Consider the following 24,360-nt stretch of genomic DNA (forward strand, 5'->3'; position numbering starts at 1 on the left):
AATTCTCCGGTTGGTTCCTCCGGAAACGTGTGAGCAGGACAAACCGTCAAACCAAAAGGAATGCGGTCCGGCTGCCACCGGACGGCTGTTTAGGCCATGTTTCCGTGTGAGATGGCGCGGCTTATAGCCGCCGCATCACCCTAGCGCAAGGATTTCCGGCCGTTATTCGGCCTCCCGTAAAGGGAACAATGTCGGTCAGATGGCGAGGTCGGACCGGCACTACTGCTAGCATTTGGCGACGTTCGGCGGACACTTCTTGGCCGCAGGCGCGGCACGATGTGGCGGTGGCGCCGGACGGGCGACCGGCGCCGGCCGTGGGGGGCGTGGGGCCGCCCGAGGCGGCGCGACAGGTCTCGGCGGCGGCGCAACGCGCCGCGGCGGAGCCATTCGCGAAGGTGCGGCGTGCGGCGCGGGCCGCGGTGGCCGGGCGACGCGTCGCGGCGGCGCAGGTCTCGGAGGCGCCGCCATCCTCCGCAATGGCGGGGCCGCGTGCGACACTGGAGCCGCGGGTCTTGCCGTTGGCCCGGCACGTCGTGGCGGAGACGCGGACCTTACGGTCGGAGCAGCCCGCGGCGGAGGCGTATGTGGAGGCGCGACAGCTGTTGGAGTGCTTCGGGATGATGGTCCCGGCCTTCGGAGTTGCGGGTGAATTTGCGGTTTCCGCGCTGAAGTTGCGGCGCCGGGTTTTGACACAGCCCGTGGCGCGGCTGGGCTTGGCACAACACCACCCCGTCGGACGCTCGGCGATGGTCGAACACCGGAAACTGGTGCCGTCCCAGGACCAGTGGCGGCGGGTTTTGGTGTCGACGCGCCCGGTTCCGGCGGCGTCCCTTTGGTACCGGGCACCGGCAGCGCGTTGGTCTTCGGAATCTGCTTGCTGGCCGAAGCCGAGCCCGACGCTGGCTTGCCAGGCTGCACCGCTGTCGCGGGCGGGTGCCCGGTCGTGGCCGGGGCCGTGGCAGGCGGAGTTGTAGCCGATTGCGGCTTAGCGGGCTGAGCCCGTGTGCCGCCAGCCTTAGGCATCGCACGGCGTGGTCCGGGCGGCTTGCCGGTACGTTCCGTAGCCGATCCAGCTTTCGCAGCCGGTTTAATGGACGCGCTCAGCGGGACTGGCGCTTTGCCTTGTTGAATCAGGGTTGCTTTCCGCATCACCGCGGCAGGTAGCCCGGGTCCTGCATGTGCAGCGGGCTGGCTGACCTGAACTTGCGCGGCCGGGTTTTGCACCGGAGCGGTCTTGTTGCCCGGCGCAACTTTGGGCGCCGCCGGGTTTATCAGAGGCGCCGCCGGATTTGCCGTGGTCGCGGGCGGCGAACGGTTGATGACGTTGTTGATCACCGTAGTGTTGTGGATGTTGTTGAAGATGATGTTGTTCGGCGGCGGCTGCACATAAGCTGGGGCGCTTACATAGGCAGGTATCGGCACGAACAACGGACTCGGCAGGTAGAACAATCCGATCGGCGGCGGCGGCGGCTCCAGCACCACGAAGTCCGGTGGCGGCGGCGGCAGGAAAAACACCGGCGGCGGTGGCGGCGGAGCAAAGTCGAAATCCGGATCGCTGAACATCAGCACCGGGCGGTCGACATAGACAATCTCATCCGGCGGCGGCGGCGGCACGTCGTAATCCAGAGCCGTGAATGTTTGCGGCGGCTCGAGCGCAGCCGACAGAATCGCGAGCCTGCGCCGCGCATCAGCGGCATGGGGGCCGTGCGGATAGCGCCGCAAGTATGACCAGTAGGCGTCCGGCGTGTCGGCGCGATAGCTGCGCCGCCAGGTGATCGCCTCACGACGCGCCGCGACGATCGCCCTCACCCGCTTCGCCATTGGATCGTGCGGATAGGCGGTAAGGAAATCCTCGTAGCCCTGCAAGGTGTCCCGATCGAGCGCCGCCAGATACGCGTCTGACGCACCGAGATCGCGGATCGGTTTGTCGCGCACCGCCGCGACTTGATCAGGCGACGCGGTCGCTGGCGCATCCGGCGCGCGATCGAAGAACATGAACCGCGCATCGTCGACCTTCTGCGTGTCCCACGGCACCTGCGCGCCCTTGGTGTTCTCGTTGACGCGCAGACGCACCCGATTGAACAACTCGGGAAGCGGCAGGCCGCCGGTGCGGATCATTTCAGCGAGCGCCTGCGCGTAAACGCCGTATGGCCCCTGCTCTTCCGGCGCGACCGTACCCGGCGCAGCATTGAATGCGACCAGCATTCGCGGATTGGGTTCGACCAGGGCAAGGCCGCTTGCAATTGATCCATCTTCGACGAACGGCTGCTCGCGCGCGATATCCAGCACGACGATGCTGAGCTTCAACGGCAACGCCGTGAGTTGGTGCATGTAATCACCGATCCGCAAACCTTCGGTCGGGATATCGGTGTCATGCGTGATCGTCGAATCCACCGGAATGAAATAGTTCTCGCCCGCGTACTGGACGCCGTAACCTGCGAGATACACCACCGCGACGGTATCAGGGCCCGATGCTTCCGCTTTCTTCACGAAGTCACGAAAAGCCCCGCGCAGCGTATCGCCGTCGAGATCGCGCGCGCCGCTGACATCGAACCCGGCCGCTTGCAGCGTCTGCGCGATAAGTCCACCATCATTGGCTGCGGTCGCGAGCGGAGCCTTGGCATATGCGCCATTCCCGATCACCAGCGCGATACGCTTTTCCTGTTGCTGGGCGATAGCCGCGCTCGGGATCACCGAGCACACACCGAAGAAAAGCAGACACGACACAAAGATTGCGAGACTTCTGTTCAGGCGCATGATCGTTCTGCCTACCAACAGCCAATATGAACCTCAGGCATTCAGCGCGCGGTTATCTGAATGTTATTTGAACGAAAAGCGGTCCGAACAAGGCACATCCACAAAGATTGAGATCCGCGAGGCTCTCTCCCTTGAGCAACGCGCAAGAATTTAAGCAGTCGAGATTGGCTTAGACCGCCTGGACGTCCACCACCCCCGAAACCGCCTTGATTGCGCCTGCGACCTGAGGCGAAACCCGAAAACGGCCAGGAAGCTTTATTTCCACCTCGGTTTCGAGGTCCAGCAACATCACCAGCGAGACGTCGCCGTCTCCGGATTGCCTGGAGGCGGGGCCTTTTGCGGACCCGGCCGGGTCATCGTTTTCGGGCGTCTGAAGTCGCTTTACGATCGAATCGAGCGGCCTGGTATCGCGCAGGAAAATCCGCAAGCCCTTCTGGGTCTTGGCCGCGGCATCGTCCAAGGGCTCCGCGTGCAGAATGCGGGCGCGAACCTCCTCGCCTTGCAACTCTGCGCCGAGTTGCATCAAAACCGCGGCCCCCGGCTCCAGCACCTCGCGAAATTGCGCCAGCCCTTCCGAGAACAGCACCGCCTCGAAATGGCCTGTCGGATCGGACAGGCCGACGATACCCATCTTGTTGCCGGTCTTGGTGCGCCGCTCCATCCGCGAGACGACCGTCGCGGCGACCTTGCTCGCGGTCGCGCCTGTCTTCACCGCACGGGAAAACTCGGCCCAGGACTGGACGCGCAGCCGTTTCAGCGCGGTTGCGTAGTCGTCGAGCGGATGCCCGGACAGGAAAAATCCGACCGCATCGTACTCGCGCTTCAGCCGATCGGACGGCAACCACGGCTCCGCCTGAGGCAGCATGATGGCCGGCGCATCCGCCATACCGCCGAACATGTCGTTCTGACCGAGCGTCGCGGCCTCGTGACTGCGCTGGCACGCGGCAAGGATTGCCTCGGCGCCGGCGAACACGCCGGCGCGGTTGGGTTCGAGCGCATCGAACGCGCCGGCGGCCGCCAGGCTTTCGATCACGCGCTTGTTGACGGCGCGCGGCGACACCCTGACGGCAAAATCGGCCAGCGACGTGAACAACCCGCTCTTGCGGGCTTCAACGATCTGCTCGACCGCCTGCGCGCCCACTCCCTTCAGCGCCGCCAGCGCGTAACAGATGACGCCGTCGCTGACCTCGAAGGTCGCTCCCGAGCGGTTGATCGAGGGCGTTTCGACCTTGATGCCGAGGCGCTGGGCCTCGCTGCGAAACTCCGAGAGCTTGTCGGTGTTGCTCATATCCAGCGTCATCGACGCCGCCAGAAACTCGACGGGGTAATGCGCTTTCATATACGCCGTCTGGTAGGACACGAGCGCATAGGCCGCGGCATGGCTTTTGTTGAAACCGTAATCGGCAAACTTCGCCAGCAACTCGAAAATCGTTTCCGCCTGCCCCTTGGGCACGCCGTTTTTCACGGAGCCGGCAACGAAGATCGCTCGCTGCTTCTCCATTTCAGCGCGAATCTTCTTGCCCATCGCGCGCCGCAGCAGGTCGGCGTCGCCGAGCGAATAGCCGGCCATGACCTGGGCGATCTGCATCACCTGTTCCTGATAGATGATGACGCCAAACGTTTCCTTGAGGATCGGCTCCAGCATGGGATGAAGATACTCCGGCTCCTCTTCGCCATGCTTGCGCGCGCAGTAGGTCGGAATATTCGCCATCGGCCCCGGCCGATACAGCGCGACCAGCGCGATGATGTCCTCGAAACGATCCGGGCGCATGTCCACCAGCGCCCGCCGCATACCCTGACTTTCAACCTGGAACACGCCGACCACGTCGCCCCGCATCAGCATCTGGTAGCTTGCCGCATCGTCGAGCGGCAATGTGGCGAGATCGACATCGATATTGCGCTGCTTCAGCAACTTCACGGCAACGTCAAGAACAGTCAGCGTCTTCAGGCCGAGAAAGTCGAACTTCACGAGCCCTGCCGGCTCCACCCACTTCATGTTGAACTGGGTCACCGGCATGTCCGACTTCGGATCGCGGTACAACGGCACGAGTTCGCTCAGGGGACGATCGCCGATCACGATGCCCGCGGCATGGGTCGAGGCATGACGCGTCAGCCCTTCGAGACGCTGGGCGATATCGAACGCGCGCGCCACCACCGGATCCTCGTCGCGAAACGCCTGCAGCTTCGGCTCGCTCGCGATCGCGGCGGCCAGAGTCACGGGCGCTGCGGGATTTTGCGGGACCAGCTTGGTCAGCTTGTCGACCTGCCCGTAAGGCATCTGCAAGACGCGGCCGACGTCACGCAGAACGCCGCGCGCCTGAAGCGTTCCAAATGTAATGATCTGCGCGACCTGATCGCGGCCGTAGCGCTTCTGCACGTAGTCGATGACCTCGCCGCGCCGCTCCTGGCAGAAATCGATATCGAAGTCCGGCATCGACACGCGTTCGGGGTTGAGGAAGCGCTCGAACAGCAGACCGAACCGGATCGGATCCAGATCGGTGATGGTGAGCGCATAGGCGACCAGCGAGCCAGCGCCGGAGCCCCGGCCCGGCCCCACCGGAATGCCCTCGGACTTGGCGTGCTTGATAAAGTCCGCAACGATCAGGAAATAACCCGCATAGTTCATGCGGGTGATGACGTCGAGTTCGAAACTCAGGCGCGCGCTGTAGTCGTCCTCCGTCATTCCCTTTGAGACGCCGTGAACCGCCAGCCGGTTGGCAAGCCCCTCTTCCGCCTGGCGCCGCAATTCGGCAACCTCATCGCTTTTCGCATCCGCCGCGTTGGCGCCGGCGCCGACCGCAAAATGCGGCAGGATCGGCTTGCGCGTCAGGGGACGGAACGCGCAACGTTCCGCAATTTCAGTTGTGGACGACAACGCTTCCGGAAGGTCGGCGAACAGCACGGCCATTTCCGCGCGGGTCTTGAAGCGATGATCCGGCGTCAGTTGATCGCGGTCGGTTTCCGCAACCAGGCGGCCGCCGGCGATGCACAGCAAGGCATCATGGGCCTCATAATCATCGGAGGTGGCAAAATACGGCTCGTTGGTCGCGACCAGCGGAAGGCCCTTGGCATAGGCGAGGTCGATCAACGCCCCTTCGACGCGCCGTTCCTTGTCGAGGCCATGACGCTGTAACTCGACATAGAGCCGGTCGCCGAAAATTCGGGCGAGTTGATCGCAACGTGCAGTCGCAAGAGCGGAATGATCGGCATTGAGCGCCAGCGCCACCGGCCCGTCGGGGCCGCCGGTCAAGGCGATCAGCCCTTCGTTTTCATCCCGAAGCCACTCCGACTTGATGTGCGGGGTCTGATGTACCGCCGTTTCGAGGAACGCGCGGGAATTCAGCCGCATCAGGTTGCGATAACCGGCCTCGCGCGTCGCCAGCAGAACAACTCGGGCGAAGGGAAGCGTGCTGCGCGCATTGGGATCCTGATCGCCGAAGTCGACCGCCAGTTCGCACCCGACGATCGGCTGAATCCCGTAACCCGCGACCTTGTCGGAGAATTCCAGCGCACCGAACATATTGTCGGTGTCGGTGAGCGCCAATGCCGGTTGACGGTCGGCCTTGGCCAGTTCCACCAGTTTCTGAATCTTGATCGAACCCTTCAAAAGCGAATAGGCCGAATGGACGTGCAGGTGGACGAAACCGGCGGCGACGACGGGCTTCTCGGTCATGGCTTCAGGCAATCATCGGTGCGGAGCTACGTTGACGGCGTGATAAGCCGACTCGACAAAGAATGGTGAGCGCTTGCACCCGCCCTGTCCATGCGAAACCCAGGCGCCGGCGGAGCTGTTCCTGTTTTCCCCAGCACGCCCCGGAAAGCCGCACACACTCACGAAAGCTGCGGAATGAGTTGCGCCCAGACGGCGATCATCCCGACGAACAGCACGATCGAGGCCAGCGCCGTCACCTCCTCAACGAATAGTCTCAACATGATTCCCTCCTCCGATCAGAACATAACAGGAACATTGTTTATGTTTTGTTCTAAAAGTCAAGGGCGGGTAGTGGGTCAGTTTGAAGAATGACCCCTGTGGTTAATTCTTGACCTGGCTCGCTGCCATCCTGCGACGAACAAGGAGGACGTGGTATGCAATCGCGATGTTCAAGTTTTTCGAGAAATTTAAAGGAGCGGATACCGCTCTCAGTTTGGGCGGTTGGGTGTGGAGCGCCTTCCTACTTATCACAGGCCTCACGGGCGCGACTGTGATGGGTTGGGCTCTCTCGCAACTATCGTGGTTTTGGGAAGCGTTTCGATGGGCGGGCGTATTAGGCGCTGGGCTCATTACGTGGATTCTAATTGGGATAGGACTCAGGCTCTATCAGCCCATTGCGAGATCATCGCGGAAGGCAAAAGGCCCTCCTCAGCGCATCAGAGGAAAGGTGTTTACAAATGAGGAGGTGATGCTCTCAGGATTTGAATATTATGATTGTGAGTTTCGAAATGTAACGCTTGTCTATGATGGCGGCATTGGCGGGATTGTTGGCTGCCGCTTTCATGGGTTTATGTTCAAATCAAATATACCCGAAGTAGAAACCTTCGTTCGCCTCCTTCACGATTTAGGGATGTTGAAAATTCCTGTTTTTCAAGATGGACAGACGCTCAAACCAAGCAATCCATTCCCGGCAGCTTAAGTCTTTGCGTTTGCCAACAACCAAACTCGCGACTTTTCCTTAATCCATTCCAGTGCATCCGCCTCCTTCTCAAATCCGAAGATGCTATCCACTTCCCCGCCGCGCCACAGAACGCTGACCTGATGGCCCTTCCCGATTGCGTACTGCCGGACCACGAATTGATATTCCGGCTTGAAGTTCGCAAGCTCCCACTGCTCCAACATCGCGACGATGTCGGACACTTCCCACAGCTTGTCAGTGACGCCCGCAGCCATTGCGGGCGTAACCTTCAAGGTCTGATGGATGCGGACAAAGTTGTAATACATCGTATGGAGCGCAATCGCGGCGGCGTGGTTTTCGACCTTCTTTGAGAAGGCATTCGTGAGCCGAGTGAACCGGCGTATGTGCATCCGCATCGTGAGGTTGCTGCGCTCAACATATGATGTGCTGATATGCTTCTGGTCGGGATTGCCTATCTTCGGCTTCTTATCCGCTCCAAGGCACTTCGCGGGACTGTAGCGAATCTAGCTGGTTGGGGTCCCTAGGGCGTTTGGGGGTCATTCGTCGCCCTTACCACGTTGTAGGAAGAACAGGGCCACCATACCGAGCGGCCAAATGACAAATGCTGTCTTCTCCCAAGCCTTGTAGGCCGCATAATCGTCAGCACTATGAGCGAGGCCATGAGTCGAGCAATAGCCGCTCGCGCATGGACTGATAGGTCCATCATGGAACCGACTCGCCCCGTAGGCGAGCAGAACGAGCATCAGCGCGGGAACGGCGTAACTGGCCACGCGCCGCAAGGATTTGAGGGAAACTGCCATCCCCCGAATATGCGCCTGGAGTCGGTCGTTTTCCAGCCCGGAACCCTGCCACAATCAAACTGACCCACTACCCAAGGGTCGGTAGTGGGTCAGTTTAAAACATGACCCCTGGAATATTTTGCGTGGTTAATGCCGAACGAGAAACGGGGAAAAGGCTCGGCGAAGCTCGGCCGGACCTTTGGTGAAATGAACCTCCTGCCTCAATCTGGGCGCAGCGCGTCCGCCATCTCCTGGATGATCGCTTGCGCGGCGGCTTTCGGATCGTCCGCCGCGTAGATGGGTCTGCCCAACACCAGATAATCGGCTCCCGCCCGTATGGCTTCAAACGGTGTGGCCACCCGCTTCTGATCGTGCCTGGCGCCACCGCTCGGGCGGATACCCGGCGACACGATCATCAGCTTGTTGCTCGTCTGTTTGCGAAGCTCGGCGGCTTCCAGCGCGGAGGCGACGACGCCGTCGACCCCAACCTCAAGCGCTTTCTTTGCACGGGCAATAACGAGGTCTTCGACGTTGCATTCGAAGCCCATCTCCTTGATGTCCCCAGCATCCATGCTCGTCAGCACGGTGACGCCGAGAATCTTCATGTCGGAACTGCCGCGGCCGGCGACGGCGGCTTTCATGATGCTCGCAACGCCGTGCACGGTCAGGAACGTGATTTTTAACTCGGCTGCCTGTGCGACCGCGCGTTGAACGGTTTCTTCGATGTCGTAATACTTGTAATCCAGGAAGACCCGCTTGCCCTCGGCGATAAGCTCCCTGGCAAACTCGTTTCCACCGACGAGCTGGAGACCCAGACCGACTTTGTAAAAGGAGACCTCGTCGCCCAGCTTCCGAACAAGCTTCCTGGCGTCCTCAACCTCCCAAAAATCGAGAGCCACAATCAGCTTTTCACGAGCGCGGTCGAGATAGTGCGAATCGGTCATGCCTCGAACTGCCTCAGTGCTTGCCATAGGGATTTCCGGGACGCTATGGAGGGTTGACGCAACAGTCGGCACCGGATCCTTGAAATATCGGAATTTAGAGCGTTTTCGAGCGAAGTGGATACCGGTTCGCGTGAAGAAAACGCGTCAAATCAAAATCATAGAGCCTCGCTTCCGATTCCATCAGAAGCGAAAAGGCTTTAGGGCCGTGTTTTGCTACATGAGGCTGCTTCAGGCAAGGATATATGGCGGCAAACGCGGCGTCGTGACCGGCCTGGCGGGTGGATTTGACATTCGCATCGCGAGCCCGCAGCAGGTGCGGTAGCGAATGTCAAATCCACCCCACTAGAGCGCTTATCGTTCTGATGGAATCAGAACGATAAGCGCTCTAAACTATTGAATGGTCGCATTTCCTTACGGTGAACCGGTTTCCACTTCACCGGGAAATGCTCTAGCACAAAAGTACCCGTCTCATGACACAACCGCTCATCTCCCGCATCGCGCTCGTCAGCGGCGCCTCACGCGGCATCGGCTATGCCACCGCGCGAGCGCTCGCCAAGGCCGGCGCGCATGTGATCGCCGTGGCGCGCACGCAAGGAGGGCTCGAAGAGCTCGACGACGACATCCGCAAGGACGGCGGCAGCGCGACGCTGGTGCCGCTCAATCTCACGGACTTCGACGGCATCGCCCGGCTCGGCGCTGCCCTGAACGAGCGCCACGGCAAGCTCGATATTCTCGTCGGCAACGCCGGCATCGCCGGTCCCTCCTCGCCGCTCGGCCACATCGAGATAAAGCCATGGCAGGACGTGATGGCGATCAACGTCACCGCGAATTTTCAACTGATCCGCTGCATGGAGCCGCTGCTGCGGCAATCCGACGCCGGACGCGCGGTGTTCGTCACGTCTGGCGTCGCCAGCAGAGCCAACGCCTATCGCGGCCCCTATGCGGCCTCGAAGGCCGCGCTGGATACGCTGGTGCGGTGCTGGGCGAACGAGACCGCCTCGACCCCGATCCGCGTCAACCTGTTCGATCCGGGGCCGATCCGGACCCGGATGCGCGCCGCCGTGTTTCCCGGCGAGGATCCCAAGACGCTGGACACGCCGGAACAGGTTGCGGAATTCATCGTGCCGATGTGCCTGCCGTCCTGGAGCGAGACCGGCAAGCTTTACGACTACAAGAGCGGCAAGGTGATGGGCTTCCATCCACCGTCGGCCTGATCTTTACTTGGGTGGCGATTGGTACCTTTCCGCCACACCCTACATTGAACCGTCTGGGGCGGCCGCCTCACAAATGACTGGAACGTCGTGCGCGATGGATGGGTTCGGTTGGGTCAGGAGCTGTCGATGCAAGCAATTGTCGAGCGCGTGATACACGCCTTTATCTTCAAGGACCGGCCGCCCGACGAAAAGGCCGGCGGCGCTCGCCGGACTCCGGCTGAGTTGGCTGCCGACTTGTTGGAGAATTACAGGGCGCAGCTTCTGCAGCGTGCGCAGTCTCCTCGCAACCGCTGACCGGCATTCCACTTCCAGAGCGATCGGCAAACGCCCGCCGCGCTCATGACTTGCGCTTGCGCTTATGGGCGAACGGATTGGCCTTTTCGCGAAGCATGATGCGGATCGGCGTCCCCGGCAGATCGAAAAAGCCGCGCAGGCTGTTGACGAGATAGCGCAGATAGGACTCCGGAACCGCATCCGCGCGCGAACAGAACACAATGAAACTCGGAGGCCGCGCCTTGGCCTGGGTTGCGTAGTTCAGTTTCAGCCGCCGCCCTGACACGGCCGGCGGCGGGTTGGCATCGACCGCCTGCTCGAACCAGCGATTGAGCGCCGCGGTCGGCACCCGGCGGTTCCAGATCGCGTAGGCATCCTGGATCGCCGTCATCAGGCGATCGATCCCCTCGCCCGTCAGGCCGGAGACCGCGACAATCGGCGCACCCTTGACTTGCGGCAGCAGGTGATCGGCATCGGTGCGCAGCGATGCGATCCGGCCGGATCCCCGGTCCGTCAGATCCCATTTGTTGACCGCGATCACCAGAGCGCGGCCCTCGCGTTCGATCAGGTCGGCGATGCGGAGATCCTGCTCCTCGAATTTGTTCTGCACATCCATCATCAGCACGACGACTTCGGCGAACCTGGCGGCACGCAACGTATCCGCCACCGACAGCTTCTCGAGCTTCTCCTCGATCCGCGACCTGCGCCGCAATCCGGCGGTGTCGAAGATACGAAAATCGCGGCCCTGCCAGTTGAGTTCGACCGAAATGGAATCCCGCGTGGTCCCGGCTTCGGGGCTGGTCAGCAGTCGCTCTTCCCCGAGCAGGTAATTGATCAGCGTCGATTTGCCGGCGTTGGGGCGCCCGACGATCGCAACGCGGATCGGCCGCTGTGAGATATCCTCGGACTCGATGATATCGTCGTCGTCGAATTCCTCGGCTTCTTCGGCTGGCTCCGGCATCACACCGCGCAAGGCGTCGTAGAGATCGCTCATGCCCTCGCCGTGCTCGGCGGACACACCGACGGGATCGCCAAGCCCCAGCGCATAGGACTCCAGCGCCCCGGCGTCTCCGTGCCTGCCCTCGCTCTTGTTGGCGACAAGAACAACCGGCTTGTTGGCACGCCGCGCGAAATCGGCAAACGAGCGATCGGTCGGCGTCAGGCCCGCGCGCGCATCGAATACGAACATCAGGGCATCGGCGGCCGCAATCGCAGCCTCGGTCTGCTCCTGCATACGCGCCGTCAGCGAACCGCGCGGTCCCTCGTCGAGGCCGGCGGTGTCGATCACCGTGAAATCGAGATCGCCGAGCCGCGCCTGTCCTTCGCGACGATCACGGGTCACGCCGGGCTTGTCATCGACCAGCGCCAGTTTCTGCCCGACCAGACGGTTGAACAGGGTCGACTTGCCGACATTGGGTCGGCCTATGATGGCAATGATAAAGGACATCGGTGTTCCCTGCCCGGCAGGGGCGGCGTCTCAATACCAGCGTTTCGGCGGCGCCGAAACCGCTATCAGTGCGAGAAGCTGCCGCTGGGCAGAGGCGCCGGAAATGGCGAGGCAGCGGGCTGAGACTGTTGCACCGGCTGTGGCTGCTGCGGCGCGGCCTGCTGCGGCGGCGCGGGTTCTTCCTTGGGCAACGAGGTGGCTCGGCGATGGACCAGCCGCTTCGGCTTGCGGGGCGGCGCGGCGGCGGTGGCGCCATCCGCGGCAGCACCGGCCGCGGCGCCGGCAGGCACGCTGCGAGCCGTCCCGTCCGGTGACCGCCGCGCTTGCCCGGATTCACCCGATGGCAAAGCCGCAGCGGCCGCGGCGGCTTGCTCCTGCTGCTGCTGCTCGACGTTGCTCTTGTAGAGATCCTTCGGCACGCCCTGCTCGATGCCCGGAACGCCCTCGGGGAAAACCGGCTCGCGCTTGCCCGGCAGCTTCTTCTTGGTATCGAGGAAGTCGAGCATATCGGATGGATCCCAATTGCTCAGGCCGCCGCCGCCGCAACCGGCCAGCACGCCGCAGAGCGAGATCAGAACAGCGGTGGCAATCAGGCGTTGCGAGCGGCGCATAAACGGTTCTCGTTCAAACTTGAGTTCAGCACATCCTGCTCAGCTCTTCGCAACCGGCGGCAGCAAGGCCTGCAAGGCTTCGGCGCGGCTGCGCAGGCTGGACGGGGTCTGGCCGTCCTCGCTGATCATATCGAGCCATTTCCGCGCGGCCGTCGTATCGTTGGCGCGCCAGGCTGACAACGCCAGCAGTTCGCGCGCGGTGTGGCGGAAGGTCGCCTGGGGTGCGGTCGCCGGCTCCAGCCGCTGCAGCATGTTGTTGTAGGTCTCGGTGTCCAGCAGCAATCCGGCGGCACGCACCCGCGCGAGATCGCGCTCCGCGCTGCCGAACCCGCTGTCGGCGGCGATCGCGTCATAGAGCTTGACCGCCTCCTTGGGGTCACGCTTGACGGCTTCGGCGGCAGCGCGAAGGCGCGACAGGTTGCGATATCCGGGCGGCGCGGTCGCCGCCAGTTTCGTGAAGGCCGCTTCAGCTTCGGCATACTTGTTTTGATCGGCCAGCGTCGCCGCAGCCTCGAAGGCCGAACCGGCCTTGGCGGCCTTCTGGGCCTGGAGATACTGGTACCCACGCCAGCCGCCGACAGCGACAATGATCAGGACGGCGGCGGCGATGATCAGCCCCGAATAGCGGCTCCAAACCTTCTGGACCTTCTCGCGGCGCAGTTCATCGTCAATTTCGCTAAACAGCTCAGTCACTTAATGATTTCCCCGTCCCCGATTTTCCGCAAGCCCCGCAGCGCAGCCAGCGCGCGTCTCCGTCGATGGCGGCGGCGATACCCTAGCGATATGGCGCCGACAAGGCAAAGCGAGCCCGACTAACCGCACGGCGGCACGCACGCGTTCGACTCAGCTAGCCCTTCGGCTTCATCGCATAAACATGTTCCGGGCCGGGAAAAGCCCGGCTGCGCACATCACGCGCATAGCCTTCGATTGCAGTCTCGATCATGGGACCGAGTTCGCCATAGCGCCGGACGAATTTCGGCGCGCGCGGCGACAACCCGAGCATGTCCTCCAGCACCAGCACCTGGCCGTCACAGGCGGCGCTGGCGCCGATGCCAATCGTGGGGATCGCCACGCTTTCCGTGATCTTGCGCGCCAAGGGCTCTGCGACCGCCTCGATCACCATCGAGAACGCGCCGGCCTCCGCCACGGCACGCGCATCGTCCTCGATCGGCCGCCACGTTCCCTCCTCGCGTCCCTGCGCGCGAAACGAGCCCAGCGTGTTGATCGATTGCGGCGTCAGGCCGACATGCCCCATCACGGGAATGCCGCGCGCGGTGAGAAACGCGATGGTTTCCGCCATCTTCACGCCGCCTTCGAGTTTCACCGCGCCACAGAGCGTCTCCTTGAGAATGCGCGCGGCGGAATGAAACGCCTGCTCCTTCGAAGCCTCGTAGGAGCCGAACGGCATGTCCACCACGACCAGCGCCTGTTGCGACCCGCGCATTACCGCGCGACCCTGCAGGATCATCATGTCCAGCGTGACCGGCACCGTGGTCTCGAAACCGTGCATCACGTTGCCGAGGCTGTCGCCGACCAGGATGACGTCGCAATGGCGGTCGACCAGCGCCGCGGTGTGGGCATGATACGAGGTCAGCATCACGATCGGATCGCCGTTCTTGCGAGCGCGAATGTCGGGTGCTGTCCTGCGTCTGATGGCCGACTGGACTGACATGCTATGCTCCAAAAACTGGAACGCCGACGACGTAAGGATGAAAGAGAGCGCCGAGCGCAAGATAAACGACGATGCCGACGATAACCGCGATTACGTCGTTGCGAACCCCGCCGACCGGGATTGGCAGGCCGCTCGGGTCAGTGCGATGTTTGAGCGAGATGCGATCGATCACCGCCCACGCCAGGATCGAGCCGAACAGGATGATCGAGCCGAGGTCCCCGTTGGCGAGCAGATGCGCCGCCGCCCATAGCTTGATGCCTGCCAGCATCGGATGCTTCAGCTTCGCATAGATGCGGCCGCGGATATAGGACGCAACCACGAGAATGATGGCGGGCAGGATCAGCGCTTCAGCGATGTGCTTCATCACATGCGGCGGATGCCAGACGTCGATCAACCCGGTGGCGCGGTAGTGCAGGAACCCCCAGACGATCAGCGCGACACCAGCCGCGGAAATCAGCGAAAACCCGATCTTGTATGGTCCTTCGCCATAGGACGAGATCAACCGCCTGCGAAAATCACGCCGTGTTGTGGCGAGGTGCACACCGAGGAACAGAACAAGGCCAGCAATCATCACCGTTAGTCCCATCGTATCCTCCTTATGAGCACTGATTTCCGATTAACATTTTTGAGGAGTTTCAGGCAACACGGCGCAAGAACAGAGGCAAACACGCTTTCGTCGCAACAACACCCAGCCATCACCTTGAAAAAACGAAGAACGCCAGCACACGATCGCCGCTCCACCAAACCAGATGGAGCTTATAAATATGAACGTCAGACTTCTCGTCGCCGCCGCCGCTATCGCCGCCTTCGGAATTGCCGGTGCCCAGGCTCAGCCCGCCTACCACGGTCAGGCGCAGCAGAACGACAGCGTCCGTGGCAGCGCCGGAGCGTCCGGATCCGCGCACACCAAAAAGGTTCATCCGAAGGGATCGACGAACGGCACGGTCGGCGCCGCAACCGGGCGCCGCGGCGTCAATACCGAACCCTCCGGGTCCGCGAAAACGCCGCCGGCGGACATCAACGGCAACGCCCGCACGGGCGGCTCGATGCGCTAGACTAGCCCGCACCTCCCGGGAAACGGCCGGTCGCGCACCGGCCGTTTTTCGTTGCGGGCTTATGACGTCTTCTTCACGTCCTTGATGCTGGAAAACGTGATGCCTTCGGCGCGTTCCTTTGTGTAGCCGAGATAGAATTCGTTCTTGGCCAGGAACACCGGATCGCCGTCGACATCGTCGGCGACACCGGAGCCGTTGGCGGCGATGAAGGCGTCGAGCTTCTTGCGGTCGTCGGATGAAATCCAGCGCGCGAGCTGGAATTCGCTGGTCTCGAAATCCACCGGCAGCGAATATTCGGCGGCGAGACGTGCTTTCAGCACATCGAGTTGCAGCATACCGACGACGCCGACCAGCGCGGGCGCGCCGTCGCGCGGACGGAAAACCTGCACGACGCCCTCCTCCGACATCTGCTGCAGGGCCTCCTTCAGCTTCTTCGCTTTCATCGCATCCGTAAGCCGCACGCGGCGCACGATTTCCGGCGCGAACGACGGCACGCCGACGAAGGTGACATCCTCGCCTTCGGTCAGGGTATCGCCGATCCGCAACGTGCCATGATTGGGAATACCGACCACGTCGCCGGCAAACGCCTCGTCCGCAATCGCGCGATCCTGAGCAAAGAAGAATTGCGGCGACGACAGCGGCATCGGCTTGCCGGTGCGCACCAGCTTCGCTTTCATGCCGCGCGTCAGCTTGCCGGAACAAAGGCGAGCGAAAGCGATGCGGTCGCGGTGATTGGGATCCATGTTGGCCTGGATCTTGAACACGAAGGCGGTCATGCGCGGTTCGTCGGCCTCGACCCTGCGCAGATTGGACTCCTGCGCGCGCGGCGGCGGCGCGAATTTGCCGAGCCCCTCCAGCAGATCGCCGACGCCGAAATTGCGCAGCGCCGAGCCGAAATACACCGGCGTCAGGTGTCCCTCGCGAAAGGCGTCAAGATCGAACGGCTTGCAGGCCTCGGTCGCCAGCGCCAGTTCCTCCCTGATCTCGTCGACATTCAGATTGGGGTTGCGCGCGGCGAGATCGGCGATGTCGATCTGTTCGGCCGCGCCGGTCTTGGCGCCGCCGCCGTCGAGCAGGCGGATGCCGCCGGTCGCAACGTCATAGGTACCGAGAAAATCGCGGCCGCGCCCGACCGGCCAGGTCATCGGCGTGGTGTCGAGCGCCAGCGTCTTCTCGATCTCATCGAGCAGATCAAAGGTATCGCGGCTCTCCCGGTCCATCTTGTTGATGAAGGTGATGATGGGAATGTCGCGGAGACGGCAGACCTCGAACAGCTTTCTGGTGCGCGCCTCGATCCCCTTCGCCGCGTCGATCACCATGACCGCGGAATCCACGGCGGTCAGCGTGCGGTAGGTGTCCTCGGAAAAGTCCTCGTGGCCCGGCGTGTCCAGCAGATTGAAGACCCGGTTCTCGAACTCGAAGGTCATCACCGAGGTGACCACCGAGATGCCGCGCTCGCGCTCGATCTTCATCCAGTCGGACCGGGTGTTGCGCCGCTCGCCCTTGGCCTTGACCTGTCCGGCAAGATTGATGGCGCCGCCGAACAGCAGCAGCTTTTCCGTCAGCGTGGTCTTGCCGGCGTCGGGATGCGAGATGATCGCGAATGTGCGCCGGCGCGCGACTTCCGCCGCCAATGGCGAGCGCGAGGGCGATTCAGTCTGCAATGCGAGGTCGGGCATCAACGAGCGTGTGGCAGGGAAAACCGGCCGGATCAAGGGGATTTGCAGGGTAAAGCGCGGTTGCGAACCAGCGTTCGCGGCCTCATATAGCAAGCGGAAGGACGACCTTCCATCAGGCTATTTCGATTGAGCATGATCGTAACCGAAAACCGGGTTCTACTTTGCGCTGGCGCGGCCCTTCGGGTCGGGATCATGCTCTAACATTCGCGGGGACGGCCCTGCCCGTCTTTCAAGGAAGGTTCGTCATGGCCTGGCTCATGCTGTTCGTCGCCGGATTGATGGAAGTCGGCTGGGCGATCGGCCTCAAATACACAGAAGGATTTACGCGACTGGTGCCGTCGGTGCTGACGCTGGCGGCCATGGCGGTCAGCCTGGGGATGCTCGGACTGGCGCTCAAGACGCTGCCGATGGGCACCGCCTATGCGGTCTGGACCGGCATCGGCGCGGTGGGAACCGCGATCCTCGGCATCGTGCTGTTCGGCGATCCGGCGACAATGGCGCGGCTCGGCAGCATCGGCCTCATCGTCGCCGGCATCGTCGGGCTGAAGCTCGTTACTTGATGAACGACACCGCCCAATAAGCCAGCGCGGCGACAGTCGCCGATGCGGGGATGGTGATGACCCACGCATAGACGATCGAACTCGCAACGTTCCAGCGCACCGCCGACAGCCGCCGCGCCGCGCCGACGCCGACGATGGCGCCGGTGATGGTGTGGGTGGTCGATACCGGGACGCCGAGAAACGTCGCCGTGAACAGTGTCGCCGCGCCGCCGGTCTCCGCGCAAAAGCCCTGCATCGGCGTCAGCTTGGTGATGCGAAGGCCCATCGTCCGCACGATCCGCCAGCCGCCCATCAGCGTCCCCAACGCCATCGCGGCCTGACACGCCAGCACCACCCAGAACGGAACCTCGAATTGATCGCCGAGATAACCTTGCGAAAACAACAGCACCGCGATGAGGCCCATGGTCTTCTGCGCGTCGTTGCCGCCGTGACCCAGCGAATAAAGCGACGCGGAAAAGAACTGCAGAATGCGGAATGCACGATCGACCGCGAACGGCGTCGAGCGCACCGATAGCCACGAGACGATGGCGACCAGCACCAGAGCAAGCAGGAACCCGACCAGCGGCGACAATACGATCGCAAGCAACGTCTTCGACAGACCGCTCCAGACCGCCGCCGAAAAGCCGGCCTTGGCAATGCCGCCACCGACCAGCCCGCCGATCAACGCGTGCGAGCTGCTCGACGGAATCCCGAGCGTCCAGGTGACCAGATTCCAGACCATGGCGCCGACCAGCGCCGCGAAGACCACCTGCGGGTCGATCACATTGGGGTCAATGATTCCGGTGCCGATGGTGTTGGCGACGTGCAGGCCGAACACCAGGAACGCGATGAAGTTGAAGAACGCCGCCCATAGCACCGCGTATTGCGGCCGCAGCACCCGGGTCGAGACGATGGTCGCGATCGAATTCGCCGCGTCGTGCAGCCCGTTCAGGAAATCGAACAGCAGGGCGACGGCGATCAGGCCGACCAGAACAGGAAGACCAAGCGTGGCGTCCACAGCGCGGCCCTGCCCTATACCTGCTCGATGACGATGCTGCTGATCTCGTTGGCAACGTCGTCGAAGCGGTCGGCGACCTTCTCCAGGTGATCGTAGATCTCGACGCCGACAATGAAGTCCATCGCGTTGGCGTTACGGTGTTTCAGGAAAAGCTCCTTCAGGCCGATATCGTGCAGATCGTCGACACGGCCTTCCAGCCTGCCTAGTTCCTCGGTGATCGCCGTCAGCATCGCGACGTTGTTGCTGATCGACTGAAGCAGCGGCAGCGCGCGGCCGACCAGATTGGCGCATTCCACGATCAGCGTGCCCATCTCGCGCATCGGCGGCTCGAAGGTGCGCACCTCGAACAGCACCACGGCCTTCGCGGTCTGCTGCATCTGGTCGATGGCGTCGTCCATCGCGGTGATGAGGTTCTTGATGTCGACGCGGTCGAACGGAGTGATGAAGGTACGGCGGACCGCGGTCAGCACCTCGCGCGTGATGCCGTCCGCATCGTTTTCGAGCTGGCTGACCCGCTGGCAGAACACCGGTGTTTGTTCACCGCCTTTCAGCATCTCCTGAAGCGCCTGCGACCCCTGCACGATCGTCTGCGAATGGCGGGCGAACAGGTCGAAAAAACGCTCCTCTTTCGGTAGAAAGGACCGGAACCAACGCAGCATCGCAGCATCCACATTGCAGAAAATGAACCGGGCCGCCAGTCCGGATCGCACAGGTGTCATAAACCATTTCCGGGAGAGATGGGCTATCGGCATCGCAGCCGGCGGGATCATCCACCGGTTTGTGCGGCCCAAACGGCTCCGTCCGGGCGATCGATTTACAGCGACCGCTTGAAATAATGAGCAATTTCGCCGACCACGCCGCGGCGGAAGGTCAGCACGCAGACGACGAAGATCGCACCCTGGATCACCGTGACCCATTGTCCGAAACCGGCCAGGTACTGCTGCATGGCAACGATCGCGAAGGCGCCGACGACAGGCCCGAATACCGTGCCGAGGCCGCCCACCAGCGTCATCAGCACGATTTCACCCGACATGGTCCAGTGCACGTCGGTCAGCGAGGCGTTCTGCGCCACCAGCACCTTGAGCGATCCGGCGAGCCCGGCGAGCGTGCCCGACAGGACGTAGGCCAGAAGCTTGTACTGGTCGGTCTTGTAGCCCAGCGAAATCGCGCGCTGCTCGTTTTCGCGGATCGATTTCAGCACCTCGCCGAACGGCGAGTTGATCGCGCGGTAGATCACCAGGAATCCGAACAGGAAGCCGCCCAGAATGACGTAATAGAGCGTGTCCGGATGCGACAGGTCGATGACCCCGAACAGCTTGCCCTGAGGAACGCCCTGGATGCCGTCTTCGCCATGGGTGAACGGCGTTTGCAGATAGATGAAATAAAGAAGCTGCGCCAACGCCAGCGTAATCATCGCGAAATAGATGCCTTGCCGGCGAATGGCGACAACGCCGGTGACGACACTCAGCACAGCCGCGGCGGCGACGCCTGCGACGATCCCGAGTTCGGGCGGCAAACCCCACACCTTCAGGGCGTGCGCGCTGACGTAACCGGACGTCCCGAGAAACATCGCATGGCCGAACGACAACAGGCCACCGTAGCCGAGCAGCAGATTGAACGCGCAGGCGAGCAGCGCGAAGCAAAGCCCCTGCATCACGAAATACGGGTAGATCCCGGTCATCGGAACGATGGCCAGCAAGGCCGTCATGAGGATGAAGACGATCATCTCGTCGCCGATGGCGCGGCCATTTGCGGTCCGGGCGGTATCGTCGGTCAATGCTGGCATGTCAGGTCGCCCGTCCCGTCAATCCTGTCGGCTTTACCAGCAAGACGAGAACCATGAGCACGAAAACCACAGTATTGGAGGCCTCGGGATAAAAATACTTCGTCAGCCCCTCGACGATGCCGAGCGCAAATCCCGTGATGATCGATCCCATGATCGATCCCATGCCGCCGATCACCACCACCGCGAACACCACGATGATGAGGTCCGCGCCCATCAGCGGCCGCACCTGATTGATCGGCGCCGACAGCACGCCGGCCAGCGCCGCGAGGCCGACGCCTAACCCGTAGGTCAGCGTAATCATGCGCGGCACGTTGATGCCGAACGCGCGCACCAGCGTGGGATTTTCCGTCGCCGCGCGCAAATAGGCGCCGAGCCGGGTCCGCTCGATCAGATACCAGGTGGCGATGCAGACCACCAGCGAACATACGATCACCCAGGCGCGGTAGATCGGCAGAAACATGAAGCCGAGATTGATGCCGCCCTGCAATTCGTCGGGAATTGCATAGGGCAGACCAGAGGAACCGAAATAGTTCTGGAACACGCCCTGAATGATCAGCGCGAGACCGAAGGTCAGCAGCAGCCCATACAGTTGATCCAGCCCGGTCAGCCATTTCAGCATGGTCCGCTCCATGACCATGCCGAAGATGCCCACGAGAATCGGTGCAACGATCAGCGCCGGCCAGTAGCCGATCCCGAAGACGTTGAGCAGGAAATAGGCGCAGAACGCACCCATCATGTAGACCGCGCCGTGCGCGAAATTGATGATGTTGAGCATTCCGAAGATCACGGCAAGGCCGAGACTCAGCAGCGCATAGAACGAACCGTTGATCAGCCCGACCAGAAGCTGCGCAGAGAGGGCCTGCAGATTGATCGACATCATGCTCTCGGCTTCAACCCGTCAATAACGGTTTCCAGTGTGTAACGGTTCCCCGGCGGCTCAGCACCACCGGGGCGACCGCAGCATTAATGCTTCACCAGCGGGCACTTGCTTTCCGACAGCGGCCGGAACGCCTCGTCTCCCGGCGTGGTGCCAATCAGCTTGTAGAGATCCCATTCGCCCTTCGACTCCGCAGGCGTCTTGACCTCGAACAGGTAGGCCGGATGAATCGCGCGGCCGTCGATCCGGATCGTACCCTTGCCGAACAGCGGATCGTCGGTCGGTATCTCCTTCATCTTGGCCACCACTTTGGCGCCGTCATGCGGATTGCCGCCAAGCGCCTCCAGCGCCTTGAAGTAATGCAGCAGGCCCGCATAGACGCCGGCATGAACCATCGTCGGCATCGCATGGGTTTTCAGGCGTTCGCTGAAACGCTTCGAGAACGCCCGAGTTCCGTCGTTCATGTCCCAGTAGAACGTCTCGCTCAGGTTGAGGCCCTGCGCCACCTTCAGGCCGAGCGAGTGAACATCCGACAAAAACATGAGCAGGCCGGCTAGTTTCTGGCCGCCCTTGACGATGCCGAATTCCGCGGCCTGCTTGATGGAGTTCGTCGTGTCCCCGCCGGCATTGGCGAGCCCGATCACCTTGGCCTTCGATGCCTGGGCCTGCAGCAGGTATGACGAGAAGTCGGCCGTGTTCAGCGGCACCCTGACGCTTCCCAGCACCTTACCGCCGGCGGCCTTGACGACCGCAGCCGTATCGTTCTCGAGCGCGTGACCGAATGCATAGTCCGCCGTGATAAAGAACCAACTGTCGCCGCCGGCCTTCACCATCGCGCTGCCGGTGCTGTGAGCCAGCATGTAGGTGTCGTAGGTGAAATGGATCGTATTCGGCGTGCACTGCGTGTTGGTCAATTCCGAAGAGCCGGCGCCGGAATCGAGCAGGATGCGGTTCTTCTCCTTGACGAGGTTGTTGACGGCGAGCGCAACGCCGGAGTTCGGGACATCGGCGATAATGTCAACCTTGTCGGTATCGATCCATCGGCGCGCGATGCCGGTACCGACATCGGGCTTGTTCTGGTGATCTCCCGAGATCACCTCGATTGTCCAGCCTTTGGCCTTCAGGCCGGAATCATCGACCGCCATCTGCGCCGCGACGACCGACCCTTCCCCGGCGAGGTCTGCATAAAGGCCGGAAAGATCGGTCAGCACGCCGATCTTGACGTTTTTGTCCAGTTTATCCTGGGCCGTCGCGCCGACGGTCATGCCAAAAGTCAGCGCCGTGCCGACGAGCAGAGCCGCTAATCCGCTTCTCATTTTCTTCTCCACTCCGTTTTGGTCCCGTCCGGGGACGCTGCCTGGAGCCTTTTCGCTTCTGATGGAATCAGAAGCGAGGCTCTCTGATTTTGATTTGGCGCGTTTTCTTCACGCGAACTTGGTGTCCACTTCGCTCGAAAACGCTCTAAACACCGAGATAGCCATGAAGTTTGTCCATGTTGGCCTGCAATTCGGAGTTGGCAAAACCGTCGATGATCCTGCCGTGTTCGACGACGTAAAAGCGGTCGGCGAGCGTCGAGGCGAAGCGGAAATTCTGCTCCACCAGAAGGATCGTAAATCCCTCGGATTTCAGTCGCGCGATGGTACGGCCGATCTGCTGGATGATAACCGGCGCAAGGCCCTCGGTCGGCTCGTCGAGCATCAGGAAGCGCGCCCCCGTGCGCAGGATGCGCGCGATCGCCAGCATCTGCTGCTCGCCGCCGGAGAGCTTGGTGCCCTGGCTGCCCAGCCGTTCCTTCAGGTTGGGAAACAGCGTGAAGATCTGGTCCAGCGACATGCCGCCGCTGCGGACCTGCGGCGGCAACATCAGGTTCTCGCGCACATCGAGGCTCGCGAAGATGCCCCGCTCCTCCGGACAGAACGCAACGCCCAAACGCGCGATCTTGTCCGAGGAGGCGCGCGAGATGTCGTGGTTGTCGAAACGGATCGATCCGGTGCGCTTGCTGATGATGCCCATGACCGACTTCAGCGTCGTGGTTTTGCCGGCGCCGTTGCGGCCGAGCAGCGTGACGACCTCTCCCGCCGCGACGTTGAAGCTGATGCCGTGAAGGATATGGGATTCGCCATACCATGCTTCGAGATTGTCAACCGTGAGCAGGGCGGCGCCGGCCGGTCTTGCGGCACCGGCAACGCCCGATATGGTCGTCGTCCCGTCAGCCATGACCGGCTCCCAGGTAGGCTTCCCTGACGCGCTCGTCCTTGGTCAGGTCGGCATAATTGCCCTCGGCGAGCACCTTACCGCGTGTCAGCACGGTGATGATATCGGACAGGCTGGCGACCACACTCAGATTGTGCTCGACCATCAGGATCGTATATTTCGCCGAAATGCGCTTGATGAGCGCGGCGATCCTGTCGATATCCTCGTGGCCCATGCCGGCCATCGGCTCGTCGAGCAGCATCATTTCCGGATCGAGCGCCAGCGTCGTCGCAATCTCCAGCGCGCGCTTGCGCCCGTATGGCATCTCGGCGGCCGGAGTTTTCGCGAATTCGCTCAATCCGACGTCGTCCAGCAATTCAAGTGCCCGACCGTTGAAGCGATCGAGCACCGATCTGGAGCGCCAGAAATCGAAAGAATGGCCGTGCTGACGTTGCAGCGCGACCCTGACATTTTCAAGCGCCGTGAGATGCGGAAAGACCGCCGAAATCTGGAACGACCGCACCAGTCCGAGCCGCGCCACGTCGGCCGGAGCAAGCGCCGTAATATCCCGCCCTTTATAGACAATCCGACCCGCCGACGGCTTCAGGAACTTGGTCAGCAGGTTGAAGCAGGTGGTTTTTCCCGCCCCGTTGGGGCCGATCAATGCATGAATGCTGCCGCGGCGAACGCGTAGTGCAACGTCGCGCACGGCGACAAAACCAGCGAATTCCTTGGTTAATCCATGGGTTTCAAGAATGAACTCATTCGCCACTCAAAATTCCCCCTCAGCTATCGCTCGGTGTCCCCTTCGCGGCTGAGACTAGTTACTGACGGACCCGTTCAGTGCGCTTGGACACCACCCGGACCCGGTCGCCTATGTCAGGA

General features: G+C 62.2%; 22 protein-coding genes and 1 pseudogene. 5 read left to right on the forward strand and 18 right to left on the reverse strand.

Features of this window, described 5'->3' with window-relative positions:
• Window positions 1-225 precede the first annotated feature (225 nt).
• Window positions 226-2,757, reverse strand: a complete 2,532-nt coding sequence (locus tag V4R08_RS05515) for a caspase family protein (protein WP_335578426.1) — start codon at window positions 2,755-2,757, stop codon at window positions 226-228.
• Window positions 2,758-2,926: 169 nt separating this feature from the next.
• Window positions 2,927-6,430 carry a DNA polymerase III subunit alpha gene (dnaE, locus tag V4R08_RS05520; protein ID WP_335578427.1) on the reverse strand — a complete coding sequence of 1,168 codons (3,504 nt, stop codon included), beginning with the start codon at window positions 6,428-6,430 and terminating at the stop codon, window positions 2,927-2,929.
• Window positions 6,431-6,854: 424 nt separating this feature from the next.
• Here dnaE and V4R08_RS05525 point away from each other — a divergent pair, with 424 nt between their 5' ends.
• Complete coding sequence (locus V4R08_RS05525; RefSeq protein ID WP_335578428.1) at window positions 6,855-7,388, forward strand: hypothetical protein; 534 nt, start codon at window positions 6,855-6,857, stop codon at window positions 7,386-7,388.
• Here V4R08_RS05525 and V4R08_RS05530 read toward each other — a convergent pair.
• From V4R08_RS05530 to pyrF, 3 genes and pseudogenes are all read right to left on the reverse strand, one after another.
• A pseudogene (locus V4R08_RS05530) lies at window positions 7,385-7,891 on the reverse strand (IS1 family transposase); the annotation flags it as partial. The gene V4R08_RS05525 and the pseudogene V4R08_RS05530 overlap by 4 nt on opposite strands.
• Window positions 7,892-7,924: 33 nt before the next feature.
• A complete protein-coding gene (locus tag V4R08_RS05535) occupies window positions 7,925-8,188 on the reverse strand; it encodes a hypothetical protein (RefSeq protein ID WP_335578429.1) in 264 nt (87 codons plus the stop codon).
• 200 nt (window positions 8,189-8,388) lie between these two features.
• A complete protein-coding gene (gene pyrF, locus V4R08_RS05540; RefSeq protein ID WP_335578430.1) occupies window positions 8,389-9,111 on the reverse strand; it encodes an orotidine-5'-phosphate decarboxylase in 723 nt (240 codons plus the stop codon).
• A gap of 470 nt (window positions 9,112-9,581) precedes the next feature.
• Here pyrF and V4R08_RS05545 point away from each other — a divergent pair, with 470 nt between their 5' ends.
• Window positions 9,582-10,325, forward strand: coding sequence for an SDR family NAD(P)-dependent oxidoreductase (locus V4R08_RS05545; protein ID WP_335578431.1), 744 nt, complete (start codon window positions 9,582-9,584; stop codon window positions 10,323-10,325).
• 108 nt (window positions 10,326-10,433) lie between these two features.
• Entirely contained in the window at window positions 10,434-10,619 is a 186-nt protein-coding gene (locus V4R08_RS05550; protein WP_335578432.1) for a hypothetical protein, read from the forward strand.
• A 43-nt stretch (window positions 10,620-10,662) separates the two neighbouring features.
• Here the strand turns inward: V4R08_RS05550 and der are convergent, their stop codons facing one another.
• The 5 genes from der to V4R08_RS05575 all read right to left on the reverse strand — a co-directional run bounded on the left by der (window position 10,663) and on the right by V4R08_RS05575 (window position 14,914).
• Entirely contained in the window at window positions 10,663-12,045 is a 1,383-nt protein-coding gene (gene der / locus V4R08_RS05555; protein WP_335578433.1) for a ribosome biogenesis GTPase Der, read from the reverse strand.
• 65 nt (window positions 12,046-12,110) lie between these two features.
• Complete coding sequence (locus V4R08_RS05560; protein ID WP_335578434.1) at window positions 12,111-12,656, reverse strand: hypothetical protein; 546 nt, start codon at window positions 12,654-12,656, stop codon at window positions 12,111-12,113.
• 39 nt (window positions 12,657-12,695) lie between these two features.
• Window positions 12,696-13,349, reverse strand: coding sequence for a tetratricopeptide repeat protein (locus V4R08_RS05565; RefSeq protein ID WP_335578435.1), 654 nt, complete (start codon window positions 13,347-13,349; stop codon window positions 12,696-12,698).
• Between the two features lie 154 nt (window positions 13,350-13,503).
• Window positions 13,504-14,328, reverse strand: a complete 825-nt coding sequence (gene panB / locus V4R08_RS05570) for a 3-methyl-2-oxobutanoate hydroxymethyltransferase (protein ID WP_335578436.1) — start codon at window positions 14,326-14,328, stop codon at window positions 13,504-13,506.
• A 1-nt stretch (window position 14,329) separates the two neighbouring features.
• Window positions 14,330-14,914, reverse strand: coding sequence for an NnrU family protein (locus V4R08_RS05575; protein WP_335578437.1), 585 nt, complete (start codon window positions 14,912-14,914; stop codon window positions 14,330-14,332).
• A 178-nt stretch (window positions 14,915-15,092) separates the two neighbouring features.
• Here V4R08_RS05575 and V4R08_RS05580 point away from each other — a divergent pair, with 178 nt between their 5' ends.
• Window positions 15,093-15,383, forward strand: a complete 291-nt coding sequence (locus V4R08_RS05580; protein WP_335578438.1) for a hypothetical protein — start codon at window positions 15,093-15,095, stop codon at window positions 15,381-15,383.
• Between the two features lie 59 nt (window positions 15,384-15,442).
• Here V4R08_RS05580 and V4R08_RS05585 read toward each other — a convergent pair whose 3' ends face one another.
• Window positions 15,443-17,062, reverse strand: a complete 1,620-nt coding sequence (locus V4R08_RS05585) for a peptide chain release factor 3 (RefSeq protein ID WP_335578439.1) — start codon at window positions 17,060-17,062, stop codon at window positions 15,443-15,445.
• 245 nt (window positions 17,063-17,307) lie between these two features.
• Here V4R08_RS05585 and sugE point away from each other — a divergent pair, with 245 nt between their 5' ends.
• Window positions 17,308-17,622 carry a quaternary ammonium compound efflux SMR transporter SugE gene (gene sugE, locus V4R08_RS05590; RefSeq protein ID WP_335578440.1) on the forward strand — a complete coding sequence of 105 codons (315 nt, stop codon included), beginning with the start codon at window positions 17,308-17,310 and terminating at the stop codon, window positions 17,620-17,622.
• Here the strand turns inward: sugE and V4R08_RS05595 are convergent.
• From V4R08_RS05595 to V4R08_RS05625, 7 genes are all read right to left on the reverse strand, one after another.
• Complete coding sequence (locus V4R08_RS05595; RefSeq protein WP_335578441.1) at window positions 17,615-18,619, reverse strand: inorganic phosphate transporter; 1,005 nt, start codon at window positions 18,617-18,619, stop codon at window positions 17,615-17,617. The two genes, sugE and V4R08_RS05595, sit on opposite strands and share 8 nt — an antisense overlap.
• A gap of 14 nt (window positions 18,620-18,633) precedes the next feature.
• On the reverse strand, window positions 18,634-19,278 hold the full coding sequence (locus V4R08_RS05600) for a DUF47 domain-containing protein (RefSeq protein WP_335580188.1): 645 nt from the start codon (window positions 19,276-19,278) through the stop codon (window positions 18,634-18,636).
• A gap of 155 nt (window positions 19,279-19,433) precedes the next feature.
• Window positions 19,434-20,405 carry a branched-chain amino acid ABC transporter permease gene (locus tag V4R08_RS05605; RefSeq protein ID WP_335578442.1) on the reverse strand — a complete coding sequence of 324 codons (972 nt, stop codon included), beginning with the start codon at window positions 20,403-20,405 and terminating at the stop codon, window positions 19,434-19,436.
• A gap of 1 nt (window position 20,406) precedes the next feature.
• Entirely contained in the window at window positions 20,407-21,270 is an 864-nt protein-coding gene (locus V4R08_RS05610; RefSeq protein WP_335580189.1) for a branched-chain amino acid ABC transporter permease, read from the reverse strand.
• Window positions 21,271-21,368: 98 nt separating this feature from the next.
• Window positions 21,369-22,598 (reverse strand): ABC transporter substrate-binding protein, encoded by a 1,230-nt coding sequence (locus V4R08_RS05615; RefSeq protein WP_335578443.1) that lies wholly within the window; start codon window positions 22,596-22,598, stop codon window positions 21,369-21,371.
• Window positions 22,599-22,743: 145 nt separating this feature from the next.
• Window positions 22,744-23,499: an ABC transporter ATP-binding protein gene (locus V4R08_RS05620; protein ID WP_335578444.1), complete on the reverse strand. Its 756-nt coding sequence runs from the start codon at window positions 23,497-23,499 to the stop codon at window positions 22,744-22,746.
• Window positions 23,492-24,247, reverse strand: a complete 756-nt coding sequence (locus tag V4R08_RS05625) for an ABC transporter ATP-binding protein (RefSeq protein WP_335578445.1) — start codon at window positions 24,245-24,247, stop codon at window positions 23,492-23,494. Before V4R08_RS05625 ends, V4R08_RS05620 begins: the two co-directional genes overlap by 8 nt.
• Between the last annotated feature and the right edge of the window lie 113 nt (window positions 24,248-24,360).

It is taken from the genome of Nitrobacter sp. NHB1 (assembly GCF_036964665.1).
GTDB lineage: Bacteria > Pseudomonadota > Alphaproteobacteria > Rhizobiales > Xanthobacteraceae > Nitrobacter.

Coding starts and splice junctions, on each gene's coding strand:
- V4R08_RS05605 (WP_335578442.1), bottom strand. CDS start 20,405: ATGCCAGCATTGACCGACGATACCGCCCGGACCGCAAATGGCCGCGCC.
- V4R08_RS05615 (WP_335578443.1), bottom strand. CDS start 22,598: ATGAGAAGCGGATTAGCGGCTCTGCTCGTCGGCACGGCGCTGACTTTT.
- V4R08_RS05560 (WP_335578434.1), bottom strand. CDS start 12,656: ATGCGCCGCTCGCAACGCCTGATTGCCACCGCTGTTCTGATCTCGCTC.
- sugE (WP_335578440.1), top strand. CDS start 17,308: ATGGCCTGGCTCATGCTGTTCGTCGCCGGATTGATGGAAGTCGGCTGG.
- V4R08_RS05580 (WP_335578438.1), top strand. CDS start 15,093: ATGAACGTCAGACTTCTCGTCGCCGCCGCCGCTATCGCCGCCTTCGGA.
- V4R08_RS05575 (WP_335578437.1), bottom strand. CDS start 14,914: ATGGGACTAACGGTGATGATTGCTGGCCTTGTTCTGTTCCTCGGTGTG.
- V4R08_RS05535 (WP_335578429.1), bottom strand. CDS start 8,188: ATGGCAGTTTCCCTCAAATCCTTGCGGCGCGTGGCCAGTTACGCCGTT.
- V4R08_RS05515 (WP_335578426.1), bottom strand. CDS start 2,757: ATGCGCCTGAACAGAAGTCTCGCAATCTTTGTGTCGTGTCTGCTTTTC.
- dnaE (WP_335578427.1), bottom strand. CDS start 6,430: ATGACCGAGAAGCCCGTCGTCGCCGCCGGTTTCGTCCACCTGCACGTC.
- V4R08_RS05585 (WP_335578439.1), bottom strand. CDS start 17,062: ATGCCCGACCTCGCATTGCAGACTGAATCGCCCTCGCGCTCGCCATTG.
- pyrF (WP_335578430.1), bottom strand. CDS start 9,111: ATGACCGATTCGCACTATCTCGACCGCGCTCGTGAAAAGCTGATTGTG.
- V4R08_RS05620 (WP_335578444.1), bottom strand. CDS start 23,499: ATGGCTGACGGGACGACGACCATATCGGGCGTTGCCGGTGCCGCAAGA.
- panB (WP_335578436.1), bottom strand. CDS start 14,328: ATGTCAGTCCAGTCGGCCATCAGACGCAGGACAGCACCCGACATTCGC.
- V4R08_RS05545 (WP_335578431.1), top strand. CDS start 9,582: ATGACACAACCGCTCATCTCCCGCATCGCGCTCGTCAGCGGCGCCTCA.
- V4R08_RS05525 (WP_335578428.1), top strand. CDS start 6,855: ATGTTCAAGTTTTTCGAGAAATTTAAAGGAGCGGATACCGCTCTCAGT.
- V4R08_RS05600 (WP_335580188.1), bottom strand. CDS start 19,278: ATGCTGCGTTGGTTCCGGTCCTTTCTACCGAAAGAGGAGCGTTTTTTC.
- der (WP_335578433.1), bottom strand. CDS start 12,045: ATGTCCTTTATCATTGCCATCATAGGCCGACCCAATGTCGGCAAGTCG.